Genomic DNA, 25421 nt, shown 5'->3' on the forward strand with positions numbered 1-25421 from the left:
GGTTGCCATCATGCAGTGAGGATTGGCGTGTGGTTACGATTTTAAGAGATTGGGATTTAGATATAAGGGCATGTCCATTATTACATTAACATCAGACATTGGTTTGCAGGATTACCTGGTAGGTGCCATCAAAGGGCAACTCTGGCAATACTGCCCGGAATGTCATGTTACAGACATTACCCACCATATCAGCCCCTTCAACCTCCCGCAAGCTACCTACATCTGCAAAAGCGCATTCGCCTACTTTCCTTTAGGTACCTTCCACTTCGTACTCATCAACCTGTTCGACCGAAGGCCCGATCACGTGCTCGTGGCCGAACATAACGGACAGTATATCGGCTGCGCCGACAATGGCCTGCTCACCATGATCGTAGGTGGTATGCCGGAAAAAGTAATCAAAATACCACTGGCCAAAGAGGAACCACGCAACACCTTCGCCATCATTAAACTGCTCGCCGCCGCCGCCCGCGAACTTAGCAGAGGCGCCGCACTCGGCGAACTGGGACCACTCACCCAACAAATAGTAGTCAAACATAACCTGCAACCACTCGTGGGCGACGACTTCATCGAAGGCCAGATCATTCATATCGATGCCTTTGAAAACGTAGTAGTCAATATCACCCGCGAACAATTTGCCGCTCAACGCAAAAACAGACGCTTTCGTATCTTCTTCCGACGCGATGAAGTCATCAGCCAGATCAGCGAAACATACGCCGATGTGCCCGAAGGTACCAAACTGGCCCTCTTCAACGCCGCTGGCTATCTCGAAATCGCTATCAACAAAGGCAATGCAGCCGGACTATTCGGCCTGCAAGGCTTCCGCCGCGAACAGCTTACACAGCCCGCCGGCTTCCAACAACTATCATACTACCAAACTGTAAGAATCATATTTCAATGATCAACCGTTTAGTTAAAATGGAGTTCCTGCCCGATCAGGTACACTCCTTCCGGGAACTATTCGCCCGCCAGCAACAACAAATCAGAAACTTCCCCGGATGCCTCCACCTGGAACTCTGGGAACACCCGGCCTCCGGTAATACCTTCTTCACCTTCAGCAAATGGGAGTCCGAAGAAGCCCTGGAATCATACAGGCATTCTGACCTCTTCCGCCACACATGGGCACAAACCAAAGTACTGTTCGCCGCAAAACCAGCAGCATGGAGCGTTATACCTGCCGCCATCCTGCAATAATGCCCAAGGCAATTTTAATCTAGTACATTGTATACCAATTAGTCACAAATAAAAATATATTTACAAAAAGTTAAAACTATCCGGCAGATTAGCATAATTTGCTACTTTTTCTATTTTTGTCGGACCTTAAAACAACCTTATGAATTTTAAAAGGACCAACAACATTGTAGGCTGGATCGTTTGTATCATTGCCTGCTTTGTTTACATTAAGACTATGGAGGCAACCGGCAGCTTGTGGGACTGCGGCGAGTTTATCTCAAGCGCGTACAAAGTACAAGTCCCCCACCCGCCAGGAGCGCCACTGTTTGTGCTGCTCGGAAGACTGTTCAGCTTTTTTCTGAAACCATCACAGGCTGCCCTCGGTGTTAACACCATGTCAGCTCTCGCTTCTGGTTTCACCATCCTGTTCCTCTTCTGGACCATCACTCACTTCGCCCGTCGTCTGATGGTTAAAGCCGGTGAAGAGATCTCCCGTGAAAAAATGATCGCTATTATGGGCGCAGGCGCCGTTGGTGCACTGGCCTATACCTTTTCTGATTCATTCTGGTTCTCCGCTGTAGAAGGTGAGGTATACGCTATGTCCTCCTTCTTCACCGCCATCGTATTCTGGGCCATCCTGAAATGGGAACATGAAGCAGATGAGCCTTATGCCGACCGCTGGATCGTGCTCATCGCATACCTCCTCGGCCTCTCTATCGGTGTCCATCTGCTCAACCTCCTCACCATCCCCGCTATGGTTATGGTGTACTACTTCAGGAAATATAAGGTTACTGCCTGGGGTACCTTCTGGGCTTTCCTCCTCGGTTGCGCCATCACCGGTATCGTACAGAAATTCATTATCCAGGATACCGTAAGAGCATCCGGCTATATGGACGTATTCTTCGTGAATACCCTAGGCCTCGGCTTCTTCACAGGATTTACCTTCTACTTCCTGGCCATCACCGCCATCCTGATCATCGGCTACAGAAAACCTAAATTCGGTATCTACGCCCCGCTGATCGTGATCGCCAGCCTCCTCATCATTCCTGCTTTCAACGATGCATCCGGTACCACCATCGCCGCCAAATTCTTCCTGGCAGCCGTGTTCCTGGCCATCCCTTATATCCTGAAATCATTTGGTGTAAAACTCAACACCGGTAAAGTTGCTCACTTCAGCAAACTCTCTATCGCTGTTATCCTGTTCATGCTCCTCGGCTACTCTACCTACGTAACTACCATGGTTCGCTCTACCGCCAACCCTTCCGTAGATATGTACAACGTAGATAACCCCATCTCCCTGGTTGGTTACCTCGGTCGTGAACAATATGGCGACTTCCCACTCATCTACGGTCAGGTGTTTACCGCACGGCCTACCGAATACAAAGAAGGTGGTAACATCTACGCCCGCGGCGAAAAGAAATATGAAGTCTCCGGTAAAAAAATGGACCCGGTATACGCACCTGAAGATATGATGCTGTTCCCACGCGTTTGGGACGCCAGCAACGATCAGGGCCATGCCGATTACTACCGCTCCTGGTTAGGCCTCCAGCAAGGAGAAAAGCCTTCCTTCGGCGATAACGTGAAATTCTTCCTCCAATACCAGGTGAACTTCATGTACTTCCGCTACTTCCTCTGGAACTTCGCCGGTAAACAAAATGATACCCAGGGATACGGCAACGTGCGCGATGGTAACTGGATCTCCGGTATTCCATTTATTGATAACTTCCTCTATGGCGACCAATCCGCCATGCCGGACAGTCTCACCAAAAACAAAGCACATAACCGCCTGTTCCTGCTGCCACTGGCACTCGGGATCATCGGTTTCTTCTTCCAATACAAATACCACCGCAAAGATACCCTCATCGTATCCCTGCTGTTCTTCTTTACAGGCTTCGCCATCGTATTATACCTCAACCAGGCCGGTAACCAGCCACGTGAACGTGACTACGCCTACGTAGGCTCCTTCTACGCTTACGCCATCTGGATCGGTTTAGGTGTACTCCAGGTATACTACTGGCTCAAAAAATCACTCAAAGGTACCACCGGCCCTGCCGTAGCTACTATCATCTGCCTGCTGGCCGTGCCAGTGCTCATGGGCTTCCAGGAATGGGACGACCACGACCGCTCCACCAAAACCATCGCCAGAGATGTAGCTAAAGACTATCTCGAATCCTGCGCTCCTAACGCTATCCTCTTTACCGTAGGAGATAACGATACCTACCCACTGTGGTACGCACAGGAAGTAGAAGGAATTCGTACGGACGTTCGCGTGATCAACCTCTCCCTCCTCGGAGTAGACTGGTACATCGATCAGCAACGCGTGAAAGTAAACAACAGCCCCGGCGTACCAATGAGCTGGTCGCCTGATAAATACCGCGGCGAAACCCGCAACTTTATCCGCTACTTCGATCCAGGTAATATCCCGCAGGATAAATACTTTAACCTGAAAGAAATCGTAGCCTTCATGGGTAACGACGACGTAAACGCTAAAGTAAATACCCAGGACGGTGGCTCTGAGAACTTCCTCCCTACCCGCCAGCTGTTTATCCCAGTGGATAAAGATCAGGTGATTAAAGACGGAGTGGTTACCATTGCCGACAGCGCCCGTATCCTCCCTCAGGTACCTTTCAAAATCAGTAAGAACTACCTGGTGAAAAACGACCTGGCTGTGTACGATATCATCGCTACCAACAACTGGAAGCGCCCTATCTACTTCACCAGCCCTACGGATCTGGGTCTGAACGACTACCTCCGTCCTGATGGTCTGACCTACCGCCTCGTGCCTCTGGCCAAAGAGCCTAACAACGATCCAATCGGTATGGACATCCAGATCAACAGAGACGTGATGTACAACAACATGATGACCAAATTCTCCTTCGGTGGTGCACAAACACCTGGTACTTACTTCGATGAGCCTAACAGGAAAATGCTGCTGTACCTCCGCCAGGCATTCGCTAAACTGGGTGTAGCCATGGCCGCCGACGGCAAAAAAGCTGAAGGCCTCAAAGCCCTCAACTACATGGATTCCAATATCCTGGATGAAAACTACCCTTACGCCATGACCTCCCCTGGTAACATGCATAACTATACCTCCCTGCAGGTAGCTTACGCTTACTACCAGACCGGTGACACCAAAAAAGGTGACGCCATCGCCGATAAGATCATCAAAGACTGTAACCAGCAGCTGCGCTACTACAACCAACTGCCGGACAACAGAATGACAGAAGATCTCAAACGCGACGGTCAGGCCGCCCAGCAAATGATCGCCTGGATGGAACGTATGAAAGTAGACTTCGGTCACCCGCAAACACCTGCCGCCAACCAGGAACAAGGCGTAGAAGTACATACCGCTCCTGATTCAAGCAAGCAATAATACATTCAGTTTCAATCTGATATATAAAAGCCCGGTAACCAAGGTTACCGGGCTTTTTGTTTGCAGTTTTTCCGCATCGCGTAACTCATTTTCCCGATTGGAGTATGTAGGGAGATGCCATTGCCCCAACTTTGCGGCCTCAAAGGCACTGTAATACCAACGCACTGCCATATTTAAGGAAGCAATATACAAGCTGCATATGCTAAGAAAATTAACAGGCATTCTCACACTACTGCTCGCACTTTGCACAGTAGCCTCCGCACAGTCCAACACAGGTAATATCAAAGGCACCATCGTTACCAACGACGGCCAACCTGGCCCCTTCGTTAGCGTACAGGTGAAACCTACCGACCGCGGTACCGTATCCAACGAAAAAGGTGAATTCTCCCTCCGTAAACTGGAACCGGGATCTTACACCTTATATATCTCCATGATCGGCTACGAAGCCACGGAACAACAGGTACAGGTGGAAGCTAATAAAACAGCTAGTGTATCCGTCCGCCTCAACGTAACTGATAAACAACTGGCAGAAGTAACCGTTACCGGTACTCAGAAAAAAGATATTAAAAACTCAAAATACATCGCCAAGCTTCCTATCAGAAACCTGGAAAACCCACAAGCATACTCTGTAGTGGGCTCCGCCCTGATGAAAGAACAGGTGATCACCAACTTTGACGATGCTATCAAAAACGTTCCTGGCATCTCCAAAATGTGGTCCTCTACAGGCCGCCCTGCTGATGGTGCCGGCTACTTCTCCCTCCGCGGATTCGCCGTGCAACCAACCATGATCAATGGTATCGCAGGCATCACCAACGGCGTAAACGATCCGGCATATATCGAAAACCTGGAAGTAATCAAAGGCCCATCCGGTACCCTCTACGGTTCCAGCCTCATTTCCTTCGGTGGCCTGATCAATATCGTAACCAAAAAACCTTATGACAGCTTCGGTGGTGAAGTTTCCTACACCGCTGGCGGATATGGCCTTAACCGTGTGTCCGGCGATATCAACGCACCACTCAATGCAGATAAATCTGTAGTACTGCGTACCATCGCTGCCTACTCTTCCGAAAATACCTGGCAGGATGCCGGCTTCCGCAAAAGCATGTTCCTCGCGCCAAGCCTGAAATATAGCGTAAACGATAAACTCACTCTGAACCTGAGCACGGTTTTCAATACCATGGAATCCACCAACGTACCCATGATATTCCCTAACCGTGCCCGTAAGCTGGAATACAATACGCCAGCGCAAATGGCAAACGCCGGCTTCAATTTCAATAAGTCATACACCATGAACGATATTACTTATAAAACGCCTACTGTCTCCCTCCAGGCAACAGCGGATTATAAGATATCTGACAAATGGACCTCTCAAACAGTAGTGGGCCGCAACAGCGCCACTTCCAAAGGATATTACTCTTATGTAATGTTCCTCGGTCCTAAAGACGATACCCTCAGCAGGTACGTTTATCAGCAGAACTCCACCACCATTTCTACCAACATCCAGCAGAACTTTACCGGCGACTTTAAAATCGGTAACATGCGTAACCGCCTGGTATTTGGTCTGGACTTCCTGCACCTCCAGCAAACTGACGATAACTCACCTTACCTGGTGTTTGACAGATTGGATGCATTTAAAAACGATGCTAACTACAATAAGCTGACCCGACAGGCAGTAGACGCTAAAATCGCCGCTTCTGAAAATAAAGGAGCCACCAGAGGCCAGCGTAATAACTATACCTACAGCGCCTACATCTCCGATGTACTCAATGTTACCGACAGATTATTGGCCATGGCCAGCCTTCGTGTTGACTACTATGATCTTAAAGGTTACAAGGACTATATCAGTCAAACTACCGGCGCCGGTTACAACCAGGTGGCACTGTCTCCTAAATTCGGTCTGATCTACCAGGTAGTGAAAGACAGAGTAAGTCTGTTCGCCAACTATATGAACGGTTTCAAAAACGTAGCACCGCAAACATTCCCGCTGCCTGAACTGCAATACACCATGAAGCCACAACAGGCTAACCAATGGGAAGGTGGTGTGAAAACAGAACTGGCCAACGGTAAACTCAACCTCACTGCCAGCTACTATGATATCAAAGTAAACAACATCCTGCTGCCTGCTACCTACACTGCTCCAGACGGCACCGTATACAACTACAATTCCCAGGGTGGTGTACAAACCAGCCGTGGCTTTGAACTGGAAGTTGGCGCTAATCCGCTGCCAGGTTTAAATATCACCGCCGGATACAGCCACAATACCAGCAACCTCCCGGAAGCACCTGCCAATACCAAAGGTCTGCGCCCTGTTAGCGCCGGTCCTGTTGACCAGGCTAACCTCTGGGTAAGCTATACCGTTAAAAGCGGTACGCTCCACGGCCTCGGCGCTGGTTTTGGTGGTAACTATGCCAGCGAAAACATTGTCACCAATACGGTTACAACCGGTCAGTTCATCCTCCCTTCTTATACCATCCTGAACGCTTCCGTGTTCTACGATGTGAAGAAATACAGAATTGGCCTGAAACTGGACAACCTGACCAACAAGGAATACTTCACCGGTTGGACTACAATCGAGCAGCAAATGCCTCGCAGATTCTCTGCTAACGTGACTTACAGGTTCTAATTTAATTTTCCGAATACCGATAAAAAAAAGAACGTCCGGTCGTTTGACCGGACGTTCTTTTTTTTATTTAAAGAGAAGTTACCTTCCCACCACCTCGTGGCCAGGGCCTATGCACATTGGTACAATGGCTTACACACAACCGGGCAATTTCGCGAAACGGTCTACCTGCACATAAGGCCCTATGAACGGGTCCACCTACCCAGGTAACCCTGACGTCTTACAAATTACTCACCATAGTTCTCCAATACTTCACGCTCTCTTTCACTTCCGGAACACTGTTATCCCAGTGATATTCATATTCTACCGAAAACAAACCTTTGAACTTCTGATTTTTCAGCTCTTCCAGCACTCCCGGAATTTCTGAAACACCATTACCCCAAACCACATCATGCGCCTGCGCTGATTTTTCGTTCAGATCCTTGAAATGCAGGCTCACCACACGACCGTTCAGCTTTTTCAGACACTCCACCGGATCGAGACCACTACGCACCCAGTGACCGATATCGGCACAAGCACCCATGAGCTTACTCCTGCCTTTGATGGCCGCCAGTACGCTGTCCGGATGCCAGTAATGACTTGGCTTCGGATGGTCATGTATCGCTACTTTAATATTATATTGATCACAGAGAGAAGAAATCAAATCCAGGAACTCTGCCTGCGGTTCTGTGGTAATACTCTGAATCCCCATACGGTTGGCAAAATCAAATAACATTCTCCATTCAGCAGCAGACTTTGGTACTACCACGCCAAAGGCCATGAGCACTTTGTGTTTCTTTTTAATCAGTTGCTTCAATTGTTCCTGTTTTTCGGGCGACATATGATAATCAAAGGTACCTTCCAGGCCACCACCCAGCTGTTGCCCCGGGAACGCCTCTACGTACTGAATACCACAGCTGTCCATTTTGTCCAGCGCCTCAGCAAAAGTAAATTTGTGGAAGGTGTAAGCCTGTGCCCCCAGTTTCCAGCCCAATGCATCAGCCCTGGCCTGGGACTTGGCGCTTTGTGCAAATAGAGCAGCCGTTAGGCCACCGGCCAGCATTAATGCATGTCTCAGTTTTTTCATATAGATATTTTTTTGATAATTGAAAGTAATAGCTTTCAGGTTAAAATGCAAATCTCTGCTCCTATTATTCCATTTTAGTATTCCGGTTATTTTTCGTTACTTTTAAGGTAGAACTAGTGCTATGAGAGGAATTACATTTTCCAGGTTTAACCCTGGCGACAGTACCAAGCCACCTTTCCAGAAACTCCTGGATCTCTTCACACAACTCCTGACATATACCAGCGGCGATGTAAATGAAGCCCTGCAATGGCTTACCCAGCTGGATAATGAGTACGGCCTCACTGATGAAGACTATGGCATAGGTGATTTCCTAAGCGACCTGCAGGAAAAAGGATATCTCCGCGAAAATGAAGCCGGCGAAATATCCATCACCTCCAAAACAGAACAAACCATCCGCAAAAGTGCACTGGAAGAAATATTCGGTAAACTAAAAAAATCAGGTGCCGGTAACCATAACATCCGCAAATCAGGCATGGGCGATGAGCTAAACGCTGAAAGCCGCCCCTACCAGTTTGGTGATAATGTGGACCACCTCGATATTACCGCTTCCATTCACAATGCACAGGTCAATCACGGTATCGACAGCTTTAACATCGACCAGGACGACCTCGTCATCAAGGAAACAGACTATAAAACCCAAACGTCTACCGCCCTGATGATCGATATCTCCCACTCCATGATCCTCTATGGGGAAGACCGCATCACGCCCGCTAAAAAAGTAGCCATGGCGCTGAGCGAACTTATCACCACCCGGTATCCAAAAGATACCCTGGACATCATCGTGTTTGGAAATGACGCCTGGCAGATTGAAATCAAAGACCTGCCATACCTTCAGGTAGGCCCCTACCATACCAATACGGTAGCTGGGCTGGAATTGGCCATGGACCTGCTTCGCAGACGACGCAATCCGAACAAGCAGATCTTCATGATCACAGATGGTAAACCTACCTGCCTCAAACAGGGAAAACAGTATTACAAAAACAGCTTCGGGCTCGACAGGAAAATCCTTAACCGGACACTCAACCTCGCCGCCCAATGCAAAAAACTGAAAATTCCCATCACCACTTTCATGGTAGCCACCGACCCGTGGTTACAGCAATTTGTGCAGGAATTCACCGAAACAAATAACGGTAAAGCCTTTTTCAGCGGCACCGATAACCTCGGCCAGTTCCTGTTCCACGACTTCGAAAATGGTAAACGTAAATTGTTTTAAACTTATTCTACTAGTAATCAGCAAAATTTGAGCATGGACACAAATATTAAAACGCTGGGCGAACTGAAAAAAAGCGGCTACAAGCCTAAGTCGGTAAAAGAAGAGATCAGACAAAACCTGATTACCAAACTCAAAGAAAAAGATTCGGCCTTCCCGGGAATTATTGGTTATGAAGATACCGTTATCCCCGATACAGAAAGAGCCCTGCTCTCCCGCCATAACATCCTCTTCCTCGGCCTCCGCGGCCAGGCGAAAACCAGGATGGCCAGGCAAATGGTAGACTTACTCGACGAATATATACCAGTTATAGAAGGATCAGAAGTAAACGATGATCCATTCATGCCCCTCTCTCGTTATGCCCGCGACCTCATCGCCGAAAAAGGTGATAAAACGCCGATCTCCTGGCTGCACCGCAGCCAGCGATACGGCGAAAAGCTCGCCACGCCTGACGTTTCCGTGGCCGACCTGATCGGTGACATCGACCCGATCAAAGCCGCCAACCTTAAACTCAGCTTCGCCGACGAACGCGTGATCCACTTCGGTATCATCCCGCGCTCCAACAGAGGCATATTCGTTATCAATGAACTACCCGACCTCCAGGCGCGTATCCAGGTGTCGCTGTTCAATATCCTCCAGGAAGGCGATATCCAGATCCGTGGCTTCAAAATCAGAATGCCGCTCGATATCCTCTTTGTGTTTACCGCTAACCCGGAAGACTATACGAACCGCGGCTCCATCGTTACACCGCTGAAAGACAGGATCGAAAGCCAGATCATTACCCACTACCCGAAAAACATCGAAAACTCCCTGCTCATCACTGAACAGGAAGCCGATGTACACAGCGACCAGCTCAAAAAGGTGCAGATCTCCGATATGGTCAAACGCCTTATTGAACAGGTAGCCTTCGAAGCCCGCAACAGCGAGTACGTAGACAAGAAAAGCGGCGTATCCGCCCGCCTTACCATCGCCGCCTACGAAAATGCAGTCAGCGCCGGCGAAAGAAGAGCCATCATCAACAAAGAAAAAGAAACACAGGTACGTATAGGCGACCTCCAGGGCATTATCCCCGCCATCACCGGTAAAATTGAACTGGTATATGAAGGTGAACAGGAAGGCCCGTTACAGGTAGCACACAACCTGCTGGATAAATCCATCCGCACCGTGTTTGCCACCTACTTCCCTAACCCGGAAAACTATAAAAAGCGTAAACAGGCATCCCCGGCAGAAAACCCATATCGTACCGTCATCCTATGGTTCGACCAGGGCAATCAGCTGCAACTCCTCGGCGACCTGACCGACAAACAATACGAATCCCGCCTGATGTCAGTGGACGGCCTCCGGGAACTGGTTGGGGAAAAATTCCCTAAAGCCAACGGCCGCGAAGCCCTGCTACTCATGGAATTCGTACTGCACGGACTCAGCGCGTATTCGCTCATCAGCAAAAAAGTGCTGGAAAATGAAACGCGGTTCTCCGACCTGCTGGGAACTATGATGAATTTCAACCTCAGCAGCGAAGACGATGTAGAATAGCATTCCTATATGTTTTCATAAAAAGGAGGGTCCCGCCGATGGCGGGACCCTTCTTTTTATGAAAACATATAGGTGCAACACCAGGCTACACTTCAAGCCCTGAAAGGGCCGCCCGCCTGAAATAATCCACCAGCAGCGGCCTCTTTTTAATGAAATAAGGGTGTCAAATGTTTCATTCCTCCCAAAATTCTAAACAAAAAAAAGATTTTCACTATTTTGTTTGCGACATAAAAATTCCACGATTCCTACAAAAAGTACAAATCACATGAATAATTCAAGAAGATCCTTCATCAGATCTGCGTCCGCGTTGGTTGCTGGCGCAAGTCTCCTGAATACCCTGCCCCTGCGTGCCATCGCTCCGAGCGACAAAATTCGTATAGGCGCAATCGGTATTAATGGCATGGGCTGGTCAGACCTTACCGCCCTGCTTAAAAACCCGGAAGTAGAAGTAGTAGCGCTCTGTGATGTAGATAAGAATGTACTGGACAAACGCATTGCCGAACTCGCGAAAAGAGATATCAAGGTAAAAGGCTACACCGATTACCGCAAGCTGCTGGAAGATAAATCCATCGATGCCGTTGTAATTGGCTCTCCTGACCATTGGCATTGCCTGATGATGACAGATGCCTGCTCTGCCGGCAAAGATGTATACGTAGAAAAACCGGTGGGCAACTCCATCATTGAATGTGCCACCATGGTAGCTGCACAACAGCGCTATAACCGCGTAGTGCAGGTAGGCCAATGGCAACGCAGCCAGCAGCACTTCCGCGATGCCATCAGCTTCGTACATTCAGGACAGTTAGGACAGGTTCGCCTCGTAAAAGCATGGGCCTACATGGGTTGGATGAAATCCATCCCCGTAGTAGCCGATGGTCCGGTGCCTGAAGGAGTAGATTATAAAGCCTGGCTCGGCCCTGCGGAAACACGTCCGTTCAATGCCAACAGGTTTCACTTTAACTTCCGCTGGTATTGGGATTATGCAGGTGGCTTAATGACTGACTGGGGCGTGCATCTGCTCGACTATGCCCTGATCGGTATGAAGTCCAGCAACCCGAAATCCATCATGGCAGCAGGTGGTAAATTCGCTTACCCGAATGATGCCGCCCAAACACCTGATACCCTCACTACCGTATACGAATTCGACAACTATAATATCCAGTGGGAACAGGCTACCGGTATCGATGGAGGTCCTTATGGCCGCACGCACGGTATCGCCTTCATTGGCAACAACGGCACGCTGGTATTGGATCGTGGCGGATGGGAAGTAATTCCGGAAAAAGGCAAGATGGAAGCGGTAGACCGCAAACCTTCCGTAGATAAAGGTTTGGACCTGCACGCCAAAAATTTTGTAGACGTTATTAAATCCAGGAAAATGAGTGACCTGAACTGCCCTATCAGCGCAGGCGCACATATTGCCTCCTTTGCGCAGATGGGCAATATCGCCTTCCGCACCGGCAAGAAAATTTACTGGAACGAAGGAAAACAAAACTTCACTGACAGCGATGCCAATAAATTACTGGCCGCAGCTTATCATAACGGATACAAAATCCCTAAGATAGGATAATGAAGTAATCAACAACACCGCGCATAGCGTGGTGTTGTTTCTTTTACGCAGCAACAAAAAATCCCCAATCACCGTCATTACCAAATGACGGAAAACAAAGGAACAGATGCCCCGCGAAAATCACTGTTGATACAATCCCTATTCAATATTCAGTGACAGGTATACTGCACTGGAAAGTGGATTGTCGTAATACGCTGCAATAGGCTGGAAACCAAGAGAAGTATATAACTCAATAGCGGGTCGCATATGGGCCAGGGTATCTAATAAAATCCGTTTATACCCTAATTTCTTACTTTCTTCTATCGCTGTAGATGCAAGCATTTTTCCTAATCCCTGCTTTTTAAATGCATCTCTTACAAACAATCTTTTCATTTCGGCAGTACTCTTGTCAAATTCTCTGACTGCCACACATCCTGCGATCTGACCATCCGATTTAGCCAGGAATAATGCACCGGTGGGCGCAGCGTAAGCGCCAGGCAGATGAGCCATCTCATCTTCAAATTGCTGGAAACTAAGATCTACGCTCAACCAATTGGCATATTCACGAAACAGGGACCTAACAGCGTCCAGGTTCGCGGTGTCATCGGCGGTTACTTTTATTATTTCAATCATAACCACACTGTTTTAGCACCAAATAATTTTGGGACGTACAACTTAATTATTTTCCGGCAATTTCCAAGCAATTATTTTAGGATTTCACATAAAAAAAGGACCGCTGTAGCAGCGATCCTTTCAGAGGTTCCAAGCGGATTCGAACCGCTGTACGAGCTTTTGCAGAGCTCTGCCTAGCCACTCGGCCATAGAACCATTTTTTTCAGAGATAAAAAAGGACCGCTGTATCAGCGATCCTTTTTCAGAGGTTTCAAGCGGATTCGAACCGCTGTACGAGCTTTTGCAGAGCTCTGCCTAGCCACTCGGCCATGAAACCGTATATTTGCAATATTACCATTTTTCACCCAGCTGGCAATCCTCTTTCGTTGTTGGGATTGCAAAAGTAGTAAAATTCTGATAATCACCAAATATTATTCAAAAAATATCTGAGAAAATATTTTGATAATAGGCAGGGACTTAGGAATATTGACCCCGGAACCAGAGAAAGTAACGTATTGTGAATAATAAAATATCTAACATGGATAAACGTATCGCTGAGTCAGAACTCATCATTAATAGCCGTGGTGCAGTATACCACCTGGACGTACGACCTGAAGAACTTGCAGATACTATTATTACCGTAGGTGACCCCGACAGGGTAGCTGCTGTGAGTCAGCATTTTGATAAAATTGAAGGCAAATTCCAACACAGGGAATTTGTGACCCATACCGGATATATCGGCAACAAACGCCTGTCTGTAGTGTCTACCGGCATTGGCACCGATAACATCGATATCGTTTTTAATGAACTGGACGCACTGGTAAATATTGATTTCAATACCCGCCTGGTAAAGGAAAATCTTTCGTCGCTCAACATCATCCGCCTTGGTACTTCCGGCGCCTTGCAGGAAGGCATTCCCGTGGATAGCTTTGTGGTGTCGTCCCACGGCCTTGGCCTGGATAACCTCATGAATTATTATGCTTTTGATAATACGGAAGAAGAAAAACAGCTCCTGGAAGCATTTCGCGGACAGGTAGCACTCTACCCTGGAAGTGCCTTCCCTGCTATCTTTGCAGCCGGCGCGAGCCTCTTTGACAAATTCCAGGAAGGTTTCCATCATGGTATCACCGTTACCTGCCCGGGCTTCTATGCACCACAGGGACGCGTGCTCAGAGGAACCCTCTCCAATCCAAACCTGATTGATAACTTAACCAGGTTTTCGTATAACCATCACCGTATTTCCAACTTCGAAATGGAAACCTCCGCCATGTACGGTATGTGCCGCGTGCTGGGCCACCAAACGGTGTCTATCAGCGCTATTGTGGCTAACCGTATCCGGCAGGAGTTTAGTAAAGATGGTGGCGCAGCCGTGCAGGCGCTGATTAAAAAAGGATTGGAAATTATTGCAACACTTTAATTGGGAACTGCTGGACCTTCGGTCCTACAGTTCCCTGGTTGTGCCAGCGCCGAAGGCGCTGGCACAACCAGGGATAACTATACCGTCATAACCATTTGATATTTTGCATGTCCAGAATATCTAAATTATATTTGCGCACATGAAGCAGATCAATTTCTACAAATATCAGGGTACCGGTAATGACTTTGTCATCATGGACAACCGGGATGGCCAGTACGACTGGCTTACAGACGAACAGGTGCATGAATTGTGCGACCGCCGCTTCGGCATCGGCGCCGACGGGTTGATGCTGCTCAATAAAAGCGAAGACTATGACTTCGCCATGAAATATTACAACGCAGATGGGCGCGAAGGCACCATGTGCGGCAACGGTGGCCGCTGCCTCGTAGCCTTTGCTCATAAAATGGGCGTAGGCGACGGCAACTTCTACTTCATCGCAGTAGACGGCCCCCACGAAGCCACCATCGACGGTGACTCCTGGGTAAACCTGAAAATGCAGGACGTACATGATGTAGAACATGGCTCCCTGTATTACTACCTCAACACCGGCTCCCCACACTTCGTGAAATTTGTAGATGATGTACAAGCCGTAGACGTGTTCGACGAAGGACGCAAAATCCGCTATAACGAAAGGTTTTCAGCCGTTGGCACCAACGTCAACTTCGTACAGCCCTTCGAAAAAGGCATCTTCGTAAGAACTTACGAAAGAGGCGTGGAAGATGAAACCTACTCCTGTGGCACCGGCGTAACCGCCGCCGCCCTTACCTTCGCCGGTAAAGAAGAAGATCACTACGAAATCCCCGTGCAAACACTCGGCGGACAACTGGAAGTGAAATTCGATAAAACCGGTGAACGATCCTTCGAAAACGTATGGTTATGTGGCCCCGCCACCCTCGTGTTTGAAGGACAGTTGAATATCCGGTAATCTCCACCCCACATTTCCCTGATGATCCAGTATTTTAAAAATATTGATGCTAAAACAGTGGCAGTCCAGGCGCCCGAAGAAGGCGCCTGGATTAACATCACCCCCCCACTGAAACAAAGCGAATTCGAACAGCTGTCTGAAGAACTGGACATCCCGCTGGACTTCCTCACCGACTCCCTCGATATCGATGAGCGCCCCCGCTATGAACTGGAAGACAAAGTAAGGCTGATCGTAATCAAAACACCTGCAGAAAATAACTCCATCAACGAAAGTGATGCCTACTACATCACTATCCCAATCGTTATCATTCTGACACATAACCAGGTAATCACCGTCAACTCTTTCGATAACACCGCCATCAAAAAATTCCTGAATACCTTCCATAACCGCTCTCCCGAAAAGAGAAATATGATGGTGCTCAAAGTGTTTGAAAAAGTGGTGGTTAACTTCCTCGACTACCTCAAGGAAATCAACCAGCGCAGAGATATACTGGAACAAAAACTCTACGACTCCAACCGTAACGAGGAACTCCTCGCCATCATGCGGATACAGAAAAGTCTGGTCTACTTCGTCACCGCCCTGCGCAGCAACGAACTGCTGCTCATGAAACTGGAACGCACCAACTTCCTCGCCCTCAATGAAGACGAAAAGGAATTCCTCAACGATCTTATCGTAGACACTTCACAGGCCCTCGAGATGGCCAACACCTACACCAACATACTTAGCAATACCATGGATACCTTTGCCAGTATCATCTCCAACAACCTGAACGTGGTGATGAAACGGCTCACGTCCATTACCATCGTACTCACTTTCCCGATGCTGGTAGCCAGTATCTACGGCATGAACGTAGATATCCCCTATCAACACACCCTACACGCATTCTACATCCCGATCATTCTCTCCATCGCAATATCAGTGGTCATCAGCTGGTACTTCATGAAAAAGAAATGGTTCTGATAACTTAAATTATGACTACAGGCTTCAACGTTAGAGTTTACGGCATCATGATCAATGAACAGAAACAGGTGCTCGTTAGTGACGAATATATCAGAGGAGGTTACTATACAAAATTTCCGGGCGGAGGCCTCGAATTTGGAGAAGGTACGCTCGAATGCGTAGTGAGAGAGTGGCAGGAAGAACTGGGCCAGGACGTAAAGGTGGTAGAGCATATTTATACCACCGACTTCTTCCAGATTTCCGCCTTCGACAACGTTACACAGATCATCAGCATCTATTATCTCGTAACACCAACATCTCCCTTTATTGCCCCGATAATTACCACACCGTTTGACTTTGAAGTGCCGGAAGGCACCGACGAAATGGAAAGGGCACGCTGGATCAACTGGGACGAGTTTTCAGCTGAAGCTGTTACACTGCCTATAGATAAGGTAGTAGCCGATATGGTGAAAGCAAAATATTAAAATGTAAAACGGGCAATTACCAAGGTAGTTGCCCGTTCTGCTTTTATTTCTTTTCTTCTAATTTCTTTAACCGCTCCTGCACTTCTGCCAGTTGCTTATCCTGCTGGATAATATAGAGCGTTAACTCTTCAATCTTCTGCAACAGTTTCTTATTCATCTCCCCTAATTCAATCCCTTCTTTTTCTACAGTAGCTGCGGAGGGTATTTCAGGGAGATGTTGGTCACCACCCAAGTGGATAAAACTTTCTTTAGCATAGGTATATTAAAAATTAAAAATCAATCATTCACCACCGGCACATACTCCTTTCCCATCGCTTCCGCCTTCATCCGCGCAGTAGTTTCCGGACCTAAATACTTATTAATCCGGTGCTCCAGGAAATATATCAACGGTGTCAGTGCCACTGCCACTACAGCTTTATAAGTATAGTTCACCACACAAATTGCCAATACCAGCTGCCAGCTCCATCCCTGCCCCAGCTTAAAGGCGATGTACAGCACTATAAAGCTGTCCACCAGCTGCGATACCAGCGTAGACCCGGTAGCACGCAACCAGACATACTTTTCACCAGTACGTTTTTTAATCTTATGGAATACCGTCACATCTACAATCTGGCTTACCAGGAAGGCCGTTAAACTACCGAGTATGATCCACATCCCCTGGCCGAAAATACTTTCAAACGCCACCTGCATATCGGGAATACCTTCTGCCTGATGACTTCCCTTCCAGAAATCTGATGGCGGCACTTTCATCGCCACCAGGAACATGAGAAAAGCGTAGGATATCAGGATCACGGCCGTATAAGAGATACGTTTCACCGCCTTTGGACCGTAGTACTCGTTCACGATGTCTGTCATCACAAACTCCAGCGGCCATAACAACACACCCGCTGTGAGCGTCACCGACAAACCACTCTGCCCGAAAATGGTAAATTCATGTACCGGTAACCCCAGTAACTTTTCCAGTGAAAACAGCTTGCCACCAATACATTCCGCCAGCAAGGCGTTGGCAACAAAAAAACAGGCAAATCCGATGAAAAGCTTCGTGGGCTTATCATCTAATATTTTCTTGATCATCAGAATGAAACTATGAGTTGAACTATAAGTATTGCAAGATTCGACAAATATACCCACGGTGGGAGTGATTTCCATTCTATTTTTCGGATCAGCAACAATACACCAACTATTATACTCAGCAAAAAGTTCAATGGAAAAGCAATCCCCACGCCCAACACCAGGACATGTTTTACCAAACCATCCCAGTTATGGTTATACGCTGTAATACGTAGAATTTCTCCGGTAACAAAGCACAGATTACAGATAAACACAAATTTTAACAGAAAACGTATCAGGCGCATATTGAAATTTCGGATAAATTACAGTTATTTTTGTTTCTTTAAAACTAAATTCAAAATATCCGATGAAGCAAAACTGGCTAAAAGCCATACTTCCACATCTGGCAGCGATCGGGATCTTCCTGATCCTGGCTACCGTTTACTGCGCTCCCGTCCTCGAAGGGAAAGTGGTAAACCAGTCCGACATGATGAACGTGCAGGGAATGGCCAAAGAAGCAAAAGATTACTATCAGCAAACTGGCGATGTTCCTCTGTGGTCCAACAGCATGTTCGGTGGTATGCCCACCTATGTGGTGTACACCGGCCCAAACCCGAATAAAATATCGGTACTCAACAAAGCCGTATGCCTTTTTTTGCCGGACCCCATCAACATGCTCTTCCTTGCCATGCTGTGTATGTACGTACTGGCATGTGTGTTAGATATTAAATACTGGATCAGAATCGCCGGCGCCATCGCCTTTGCCTTCTGTACCTATAACGTGATCATTATCGACGTAGGGCACATCACCAAAATGTACGATATCGCCCTCATGCCGGCCGTGTTTGCAGGGATATTGCTCACCTACAAAAAACGATACCTGAGCGGCGCCGCACTTACCCTGCTGGCAACCGCCCTCTTCATCTATAACAACCACCTACAGGTAATATACTATGCGCTGATCTGTATCCTGGTAGTGGCCATCGCAGCGTTCATCCGTGCCCAAAAACAGGGAGAGCTGCCTGCTTTCTTCAAAGCATCCGCTATCCTGGTGGCCATGGGTATTATCAGTATCCTGCCCAATATGAACTCGCTGCTCATCACCCATGAGTATACCGATTATACCATGCGCGGCAGTAAGTCCGAATTAACCATTCATTCTCCCGAAGAATCAGGCACTTCTAAGAAAGATGAAAAATCTACCGGCCTGGATATCGACTATGCATACGACTGGAGCTACGGCGTGGGCGAATCATTCACCATGCTCATCCCCGGCTATGCAGGTAACTCCTCCAGCGCCAGACCAGGCCCAGGCTCCAACACTTACGAAGCACTGGTAAAAATCGGTGCACCGGAAGCACAGGCCGAACAAATACTGCAACAGGCACCTTTCCCGATGTACCATGGCGACCAGCCTAAAGGCACATCCGGCCCGGTTTACGTAGGCGCTATTATTTGCCTGCTGGTGATGATGGCTTTCCTGATCGTTCGCAGCTGGCATATGTGGTGGCTGATACCTATTACCATTATTGGTTTCATCCTCTCCTGGGGTAACCACTTCATGGTCATCAACGAATTCCTGTTCTACCATCTCCCTTACTACAATAAATTCCGTGCTCCTGCCATGGCGCTCGTGATACCATCATTCTCCTTTGTAGTAATGGCTATCCTGGCACTGCAGGAAATCGTGGCAGGTACGCTGTCAACACCAGTATTGCTCAAAAAACTGCAATACGGCACCATCGCTACCGCCGGCGTTATCGTAGTATTTGGTATGGTTGGCAGCTCCATGATGAGCATGACCAGCCATCATGATGCACAACTGCTCACCAGCTTTACCCAGTATTTTGGTGGAGAAGAAAACGCCAAATCCATTATCAGAGGCCTCGAAAAAGACAGAGCAGCATTGGTGATGAAAGATTCTTTCCGCTCCCTGGTGTTTATTCTGATCGCGGCTGCCGCACTCTGGGCTTACCTGAAAAGCAAGATCAATATAAAAGTACTGGCAGTAATTATCATTGGCGCTATCACCATCGACCTCTGGCAGCAGGATAAAAAATATCTCAACAACGATAGCTTCGTGGACGAATCCACCTTCATGGCGGAATTACAGCCTACCGCTGCCGATCTGGAAATCAAAAAAGACCCGGATCCATATTACCGCGTTTGGAACCTCTCAGCACCGCTGGACAATGCCGCTCCTTCTTACTTCCATAAGAATATCGGTGGTTACAGCCCTGCTAAGCTCTGGATCTACCAGGATATGCTGGATCATCTGCTGATCCCGGCTTATCAGCACATCGCCTCCGGTAAACCTACCGCACAGGATATGCGCATCCTTAACATGCTCAATACCAAATACCTGATCTACCCTGGTCAGAATAACCAACTGGTGCCACAACGCAACCCGGATGCCTACGGCAACGCATGGTTTGTAAAAGGTATCGTATACGCACCGGATGCCAACAGCGAAATGACTACCCTGCAATCACTCAACGTGAAAGATAGTGCAGTAGTCGACAAACGCTTCGAACCTAAACTGGGTGGTGCATTCCAACCTGTGGCGGATTCCGCGGCAACCATTAAACTGACCAAATACGGCCTGAACAACCTGGAATACGCTTCCAGCAATAGCCAGGAAGGCTTTGCCGTATTCTCCGACATCTACTACCCTGCCGGCTGGTATGCGTACATAGATGGAAAGGAAACGGATATCATCCGCACTAACTATGGTTTACGCGGCCTGAAAATCCCTGCCGGTCAGCACAAGATCGAAATGAAATTTGCACCGCCTACTTATTTCAAAGGAGTAAAAATTGCAGGCATCTCCTCCATCCTGCTCATCCTGCTGGTGATTGCCGGATTTGTAGGACAGGCGCTCCTGGATAAAAAACAAGCACCCGGTGCTAAGTAATTAGCATACATCCTAACATTAAAAAAGGAGTTTCCACAGTGGAAACTCCTTTTTTAATGCTATAAATGCAATAATACTATCTACTGAATGGTACCTGTGCTTAAGCCCTTTCCTATCGGATAAATACCTTCTACTTTCACTCCTGGCAGTTCAGCCCATTTGCTCAGTACATTTAATTCATTGTCCCGGAAGCTGTCGTCCAGGAACCAGCGGGCACCCGGGTTGGCAAGCTTTTGCATATCCGCAATGGTATAATATCTCACCAGATTATTGCCTGCAGGGCCATCAACGAGTATCCAGTCAAACCGCTGCATGCCAGGCCAGGTTTCTACTCCGTTCAGGTTGTACCCTCTCTCTTCACTCACCATTGGCGCATGATACATCTTCACAAATTTTGCCAGGCCATGCTTCTCCAACCTATCCTGTGCCACCTTCGTTTCTTCGGCACTCTGCTCAAGGCTGAGCAAAACACCATCCGGCTGATACAAAGAAAGGTAACGGGCAAACAACAACGTACTTACACCAGAACCACATTCTACGATCACTTTTGGTTTTTCGGCCTGTAAACGCTGCCACAAAAAAAGCATCGAGTCTGCATCCAGCGTCCATTCGCCCAGTACACGGCCATCAAAAAATCCACGCAACTCCGCAATGGGAATATTTTCCCCGGCAGTTTTCAATGTTCTCATGGATGGTCTTAAAATATCCGGCAACGCAGCATATTTACGTAACTGCGCCCTGCGGTTTTCCCAAAAAGTCAGCGGATATGGTTGAAGTGGTTGCTTTCTTAATTTTTTATTAAAGAGGGCAACACTATTCCTTATCAGGAAGTTTTTTATCATTGTCTGGTTAATAAGTGAGTTATGTAAAACGCCTGAACTCCTGTAATATCAGCGCTCAACACCTGATACTACATCCGACGAAATTATAAAAAAATACCATCTGGACAAAAATAATACCCCAAACCAGGGCGAATACCCTACTGCTTACCTATAATTTCACCCGGGCTGCTTATCTTTGCCCGAATCGATAAACACGCACGCTTAAATGGGCATTGTAAGAAAACAGAGTTTATATTCCTCCATCTCCATTTATATTGGTTTTGCATTTGGTGCATTTAATCAATTGGTACTGTTTCCCCGTTTACTGAACGCTGAGCAATATGGTCTTAAAGGTCTCCTGATTGATGTAGCCACCCTGATGGCAACTGTCGCATCCCTGGGCGCCGTTCCTGCTATTAATAAGTTCTTTCCGTTCTATAAAGACTATCTGACAAAGAAAAATAACGATCTCCCATATATCACCACCATAGTAGCAGCTATAGGCTTTCTGCTTTTCGTTATCTTCTCCTTCATTTTTAAAGGGTTGATTATACAGAAGTTCAGCGGCAACTCCCAGCTGTTCATTGATTATTTTTACATCGTATACCCCCTCACCTTCTTTATAATGGTTTACAACCTGCTGGAAGCCTTTGCCTGGGGATTGAAAAAAACGATCGCTTCCAACTTCCTGAAAGAAAACCTACTGCGTGTAGCCACCACCGTTATATTGATCATTTACGCGATAGCACAGTTCCAATTCAGCACCTTTATGATACTGTTCTGCGTACCGTACGCATTGATAGCAGTGTTGTTGTGGTGGGTAATCTATAGAACGGATGAGCTGAAAACCGTTCCCCGGCTGAGCAGCGTAACCAGGAGAATGAAAGGGCGTATCATGATTTTTAGTGGCTACGTATTTTCTGCCAATGTATTTTCCCTGATAGCAAGAACCAATGACCTGCTGATTATGTCCAGCGTAATCGGCCTGGAAGCAGCAGGTGTTTACAGCATCGCCACTTTCGTGGCCAGCCTCATTGAGGTACCGCAACGGAGTATGTATTCAATTACCACACCAATCCTGTCGCAGGCCTGGAAAGACCGTGACCTGACCAAAATACAGTCCATCTATTCCAAAAGCTCTATTACGCTGATCATACTTGGATTCGGTATATTCGGCGTGATCTGGTGCAGTCAGCATAACCTGGTGTTGTTCCTTAATCACTTCCTAAACCCTTCACAACAGGCTATTATCCCACAAATCATTCTGGTCCTTTGCATCGCCAAACTGATCGACCTCGTAACAGGCGTGAATAACATTGTTATTCAAACCTCCAACTTCTGGCGCTTTGATTTTATCAGTGCGATCTCCTTTGTAATCGTATCGATTGTGCTTACTTATATCCTACAGAAAAAAATGGCCATCGTTGGAGCGGCATACGCTACACTGATCGGCGTTTCGCTGAACAATATGGTCCGTTTCGCCTTTATCTGGATTAAATTCGGCATGCAGCCGCTGAGTTATAAAACGTTGATTACATTGGTGTTGGGCGTAGCCTGTATCGCCATCACCCTGCAAATCCCATTTGCCTGGAACCTGTACGCAGATACGATCATCAGAAGTATCGTATTCGTAATTCTGTATGTACCTGCTGTAATAGGGCTGAGACTTTCGGAAGATATTAATGGCATGTGGACAATGGTCTATGAAAAAATCAGCAGGAAGCAGGCTTAATACTTCTTCTTAACAACATAACGGGCAACAATATACAGGTGATGCAGGAAGTTGGATACCTTGCCATAATACTGGTCCAGTATCCGGTAACGTTCCTTCCAGGCCAGGCGCTGCCGCTGCTTGGAAGTGCCTCCCACCCTGAATCCGGCTATCACCAGGTGTGTATTGCAACAGGTCTTCGCATGCTTTAATACCTGTATCATCCAGTCGATATCCGCACATACTTTGTATTGCAGATCATACGCCGGACTGATAGTACGCTTTACAATAAATGCCTGGTGAGATACCACCATTCCATGCTGCAAACTTTTCCAGGTAAGCTGCTCCGGCACCTGATGCGGCGTTTGCTGCGACCTCAGTCCCAAAGGCTTGCCATCTTCCGTGAGAAACATGGCTTCTCCATAATATACATCCGCATCCGCACAGGTAGCAAATGCTTTGGTCAGCACATCGCTGTCATGCAGCAGATCATCGGCATTAAGGAAGTAAACATAATCCCCGGTAGCCGCTTTCAAACCCTTATTCATGGCATCATACAGCCCTTTATCCTTTTCAGAAATGATAGTAGCTATGTGATCGCGGTACTTTTCCACCACCGCCATTGTACCATCTTTCGAAGCACCATCCACGATAATGAATTCAATATGCGGGTACGTTTGCGATAACACGCTTTGAATCGTTTTCTCAATGTGCTTTTCCGCATTATAACATACCGTAATGATACTGATAACCGGGTTTGTTGTATGACTGGTCACTGGTTCCTCTGTTTATGAATGTTTTGCTACCGCTGAAAACAGCTGATAATACTGCCTTGCAATAGTTTCCATTCCAAAATGATTGATAATATATTTTCTTGCCTGGGAAGAGAATCGGGCACGCTTCTCCTCATTTGCCAGTAAATCCAGCACTGCTGTTGTAAACTGCCGGTAATCCCCGGGAGGGATGACATAGCCGGTTTGGCCATCTGACACAATTTCTGCGCATCCGCCTACATCAAAGGTAATACAGGGCGTGGCACAACTGCCAGCCTCTATTAATACATTCGGCAGGGTATCAGCTTTTGTTGGGTAGATGAAGATGTCGCTGGCGCTGTAGCACTGCATCATTTTTTCTACTCCGCTTACATAACCTGTGTACACTCCTTTGAGGTGCTTGAATTCCACCGGCAGTCTGTCTTTCCCAATCATAAGCAGGTATACATCTCTATCCAGTTTTTCATCTAAGAGAGATAATACCTGTAGCAGTTCTTTACCGCCTTTAAACTCGCTGGCGAAAAGTCTTTCCGACACAAAGCTGATAACAGGGAGATCTTCTGTGAGTCCCAAAGCGGCTCTGGAAGCCAGTTTATCCTGCGGCTCATATTGGTCCGTATCAATGGGATTCGGAATATGATAGAGCGGCTTGTTTTGTGTGAGCGGGCTTTCCCTGGTCATGTTATACAACCATTCTGCCGGTGATACGATGTACAGATCACTCTTTGCATAGATTCGTTGTTTTCTGCGGATCAGGAAATTACCCGTATCGATCCCTGTGGTGGGCGAGTGTTTATATTCTCCCTTTGCCGGTAAACCTGCCTTCCAGGAAGTATCCCCAAAAGTATGTGCCGCATTGGCGGTAAGTGCCCACATATCATGCAGCGTCCATACGATGGGCGCATATTCGGATAATTTGGGCAGCAGCGCCGCGTCAAAGTAGCCACCATGAATGTTATGTAAACTGATCACATCCGGCTTAAACCTTTTCACCGTATCCATGATCACCGCTGATGAAAACGGGAACCATAGGTACTGCAATCCCATCAGGTTGCTGGCAACGTTCCAGCCTCTTTCTATAAAATTAATAGCGGCGCCTGTACGGGTCACCGTTACGTTTTCCGCATTGGTATGATGCGTACCTGCTATAAAGTGATTGGTAGTATGGTAATATTTTTGCAGTGCCGCACCAATCCGTTGTCCGGCAATGGCAGCGCCCCCGCTATTCTCATACCTGTTTATAAAAAGTACTTTCACCT

The 25421-nt window shown here is 47.5% G+C and carries 20 protein-coding genes and 2 tRNA genes; 13 read left to right on the top strand and 9 right to left on the bottom strand.

Annotation, left to right across the window (positions count from 1 at the left end):
- Positions 1-70: 70 nt before the first annotated feature.
- From KW844_RS05100 to KW844_RS05115, 4 genes are all read left to right on the top strand, one after another.
- Entirely contained in the window at positions 71-898 is an 828-nt protein-coding gene (locus KW844_RS05100) for an S-adenosyl-l-methionine hydroxide adenosyltransferase family protein (RefSeq protein ID WP_218375638.1), read from the top strand.
- A complete protein-coding gene (locus KW844_RS05105) occupies positions 895-1191 on the top strand; it encodes a putative quinol monooxygenase (protein ID WP_218375639.1) in 297 nt (98 codons plus the stop codon). The genes KW844_RS05100 and KW844_RS05105 overlap by 4 nt, the downstream gene beginning before the upstream one ends.
- Before the next feature lie 139 nt (positions 1192-1330).
- Positions 1331-4543, top strand: a complete 3213-nt coding sequence (locus tag KW844_RS05110; protein WP_218375640.1) for a DUF2723 domain-containing protein — start codon at positions 1331-1333, stop codon at positions 4541-4543.
- Between the two features lie 199 nt (positions 4544-4742).
- A complete protein-coding gene (locus KW844_RS05115) occupies positions 4743-7166 on the top strand; it encodes a TonB-dependent receptor (RefSeq protein WP_218375641.1) in 2424 nt (807 codons plus the stop codon).
- A 217-nt stretch (positions 7167-7383) separates the two neighbouring features.
- Here KW844_RS05115 and KW844_RS05120 read toward each other — a convergent pair whose 3' ends face one another.
- Entirely contained in the window at positions 7384-8229 is an 846-nt protein-coding gene (locus KW844_RS05120; protein WP_218375642.1) for a sugar phosphate isomerase/epimerase, read from the bottom strand.
- Positions 8230-8350: 121 nt separating this feature from the next.
- Between KW844_RS05120 and KW844_RS05125 the strand changes: the two genes are divergently transcribed.
- From KW844_RS05125 to KW844_RS05135, 3 genes are all read left to right on the top strand, one after another.
- The gene (locus KW844_RS05125; protein ID WP_218375643.1) at positions 8351-9442 is read left to right on the top strand and encodes a VWA domain-containing protein; all 1092 of its coding nucleotides are present in this window, start codon (positions 8351-8353) and stop codon (positions 9440-9442) included.
- Positions 9443-9475: 33 nt separating this feature from the next.
- The gene (locus tag KW844_RS05130; RefSeq protein ID WP_218375644.1) at positions 9476-10972 is read left to right on the top strand and encodes a sigma 54-interacting transcriptional regulator; all 1497 of its coding nucleotides are present in this window, start codon (positions 9476-9478) and stop codon (positions 10970-10972) included.
- Positions 10973-11237: 265 nt separating this feature from the next.
- Entirely contained in the window at positions 11238-12536 is a 1299-nt protein-coding gene (locus KW844_RS05135) for a Gfo/Idh/MocA family protein (RefSeq protein ID WP_218375645.1), read from the top strand.
- A 138-nt stretch (positions 12537-12674) separates the two neighbouring features.
- Here KW844_RS05135 and KW844_RS05140 read toward each other — a convergent pair whose 3' ends face one another.
- From KW844_RS05140 to KW844_RS05150, 3 genes are all read right to left on the bottom strand, one after another.
- Positions 12675-13148, bottom strand: coding sequence for a GNAT family N-acetyltransferase (locus KW844_RS05140; protein WP_218375646.1), 474 nt, complete (start codon positions 13146-13148; stop codon positions 12675-12677).
- A gap of 124 nt (positions 13149-13272) precedes the next feature.
- Positions 13273-13343: transfer RNA gene (locus KW844_RS05145), tRNA-Cys, on the bottom strand.
- A gap of 50 nt (positions 13344-13393) precedes the next feature.
- Positions 13394-13464: transfer RNA gene (locus tag KW844_RS05150), tRNA-Cys, on the bottom strand.
- A 201-nt stretch (positions 13465-13665) separates the two neighbouring features.
- Between KW844_RS05150 and KW844_RS05155 the strand changes: the two genes are divergently transcribed.
- From KW844_RS05155 to KW844_RS05170, 4 genes are all read left to right on the top strand, one after another.
- Positions 13666-14544 (top strand): nucleoside phosphorylase, encoded by an 879-nt coding sequence (locus KW844_RS05155; RefSeq protein ID WP_218375647.1) that lies wholly within the window; start codon positions 13666-13668, stop codon positions 14542-14544.
- Positions 14545-14683: 139 nt separating this feature from the next.
- Positions 14684-15469 carry a diaminopimelate epimerase gene (dapF, locus tag KW844_RS05160; RefSeq protein ID WP_218375648.1) on the top strand — a complete coding sequence of 262 codons (786 nt, stop codon included), beginning with the start codon at positions 14684-14686 and terminating at the stop codon, positions 15467-15469.
- A 21-nt stretch (positions 15470-15490) separates the two neighbouring features.
- The gene (locus KW844_RS05165; protein WP_218375649.1) at positions 15491-16429 is read left to right on the top strand and encodes a magnesium transporter CorA family protein; all 939 of its coding nucleotides are present in this window, start codon (positions 15491-15493) and stop codon (positions 16427-16429) included.
- Between the two features lie 11 nt (positions 16430-16440).
- Positions 16441-16893: an NUDIX domain-containing protein gene (locus KW844_RS05170; RefSeq protein WP_218375650.1), complete on the top strand. Its 453-nt coding sequence runs from the start codon at positions 16441-16443 to the stop codon at positions 16891-16893.
- 43 nt (positions 16894-16936) lie between these two features.
- On the opposite strand, the gene KW844_RS05175 is transcribed toward KW844_RS05170, so the two are convergent.
- The gene (locus KW844_RS05175; RefSeq protein ID WP_218375651.1) at positions 16937-17125 is read right to left on the bottom strand and encodes a hypothetical protein; all 189 of its coding nucleotides are present in this window, start codon (positions 17123-17125) and stop codon (positions 16937-16939) included.
- Between the two features lie 44 nt (positions 17126-17169).
- A complete protein-coding gene (locus KW844_RS05180; RefSeq protein WP_218375652.1) occupies positions 17170-17967 on the bottom strand; it encodes a queuosine precursor transporter in 798 nt (265 codons plus the stop codon).
- Between the two features lie 343 nt (positions 17968-18310).
- Between KW844_RS05180 and KW844_RS05185 the strand changes: the two genes are divergently transcribed.
- Positions 18311-20857, top strand: a complete 2547-nt coding sequence (locus KW844_RS05185; RefSeq protein ID WP_218375653.1) for a YfhO family protein — start codon at positions 18311-18313, stop codon at positions 20855-20857.
- A gap of 80 nt (positions 20858-20937) precedes the next feature.
- Here the strand turns inward: KW844_RS05185 and KW844_RS05190 are convergent, their stop codons facing one another.
- Positions 20938-21546, bottom strand: a complete 609-nt coding sequence (locus KW844_RS05190; RefSeq protein ID WP_218375654.1) for a class I SAM-dependent methyltransferase — start codon at positions 21544-21546, stop codon at positions 20938-20940.
- A 358-nt stretch (positions 21547-21904) separates the two neighbouring features.
- Between KW844_RS05190 and KW844_RS05195 the strand changes: the two genes are divergently transcribed.
- Positions 21905-23410, top strand: coding sequence for a lipopolysaccharide biosynthesis protein (locus KW844_RS05195; protein WP_218375655.1), 1506 nt, complete (start codon positions 21905-21907; stop codon positions 23408-23410).
- Here the strand turns inward: KW844_RS05195 and KW844_RS05200 are convergent.
- A complete protein-coding gene (locus KW844_RS05200; protein ID WP_218375656.1) occupies positions 23407-24165 on the bottom strand; it encodes a glycosyltransferase family 2 protein in 759 nt (252 codons plus the stop codon). The two genes, KW844_RS05195 and KW844_RS05200, sit on opposite strands and share 4 nt — an antisense overlap.
- Positions 24166-24177: 12 nt before the next feature.
- The gene (locus KW844_RS05205; RefSeq protein WP_218375657.1) at positions 24178-25419 is read right to left on the bottom strand and encodes a glycosyltransferase; all 1242 of its coding nucleotides are present in this window, start codon (positions 25417-25419) and stop codon (positions 24178-24180) included.
- Positions 25420-25421: the final 2 nt, after the last annotated feature.

It is taken from the genome of Chitinophaga sp. sic0106 (assembly GCF_019219075.1).
Lineage (GTDB): Bacteria > Bacteroidota > Bacteroidia > Chitinophagales > Chitinophagaceae > Chitinophaga.

What these genes read in the sequence shown, in the direction of transcription:
- KW844_RS05100 (WP_218375638.1), top strand. Translation starts at nt 71, where the DNA reads ATGTCCATTATTACATTAACATCAGACATTGGTTTGCAGGATTACCTG.
- KW844_RS05105 (WP_218375639.1), top strand. Translation starts at nt 895, where the DNA reads ATGATCAACCGTTTAGTTAAAATGGAGTTCCTGCCCGATCAGGTACAC.
- KW844_RS05110 (WP_218375640.1), top strand. Translation starts at nt 1,331, where the DNA reads ATGAATTTTAAAAGGACCAACAACATTGTAGGCTGGATCGTTTGTATC.
- KW844_RS05115 (WP_218375641.1), top strand. Translation starts at nt 4,743, where the DNA reads ATGCTAAGAAAATTAACAGGCATTCTCACACTACTGCTCGCACTTTGC.
- KW844_RS05120 (WP_218375642.1), bottom strand. Translation starts at nt 8,229, where the DNA reads ATGAAAAAACTGAGACATGCATTAATGCTGGCCGGTGGCCTAACGGCT.
- KW844_RS05125 (WP_218375643.1), top strand. Translation starts at nt 8,351, where the DNA reads ATGAGAGGAATTACATTTTCCAGGTTTAACCCTGGCGACAGTACCAAG.
- KW844_RS05130 (WP_218375644.1), top strand. Translation starts at nt 9,476, where the DNA reads ATGGACACAAATATTAAAACGCTGGGCGAACTGAAAAAAAGCGGCTAC.
- KW844_RS05135 (WP_218375645.1), top strand. Translation starts at nt 11,238, where the DNA reads ATGAATAATTCAAGAAGATCCTTCATCAGATCTGCGTCCGCGTTGGTT.
- KW844_RS05140 (WP_218375646.1), bottom strand. Translation starts at nt 13,148, where the DNA reads ATGATTGAAATAATAAAAGTAACCGCCGATGACACCGCGAACCTGGAC.
- KW844_RS05155 (WP_218375647.1), top strand. Translation starts at nt 13,666, where the DNA reads ATGGATAAACGTATCGCTGAGTCAGAACTCATCATTAATAGCCGTGGT.
- dapF (WP_218375648.1), top strand. Translation starts at nt 14,684, where the DNA reads ATGAAGCAGATCAATTTCTACAAATATCAGGGTACCGGTAATGACTTT.
- KW844_RS05165 (WP_218375649.1), top strand. Translation starts at nt 15,491, where the DNA reads ATGATCCAGTATTTTAAAAATATTGATGCTAAAACAGTGGCAGTCCAG.
- KW844_RS05170 (WP_218375650.1), top strand. Translation starts at nt 16,441, where the DNA reads ATGACTACAGGCTTCAACGTTAGAGTTTACGGCATCATGATCAATGAA.
- KW844_RS05180 (WP_218375652.1), bottom strand. Translation starts at nt 17,967, where the DNA reads ATGATCAAGAAAATATTAGATGATAAGCCCACGAAGCTTTTCATCGGA.
- KW844_RS05185 (WP_218375653.1), top strand. Translation starts at nt 18,311, where the DNA reads ATGAAGCAAAACTGGCTAAAAGCCATACTTCCACATCTGGCAGCGATC.
- KW844_RS05190 (WP_218375654.1), bottom strand. Translation starts at nt 21,546, where the DNA reads ATGAGAACATTGAAAACTGCCGGGGAAAATATTCCCATTGCGGAGTTG.
- KW844_RS05195 (WP_218375655.1), top strand. Translation starts at nt 21,905, where the DNA reads ATGGGCATTGTAAGAAAACAGAGTTTATATTCCTCCATCTCCATTTAT.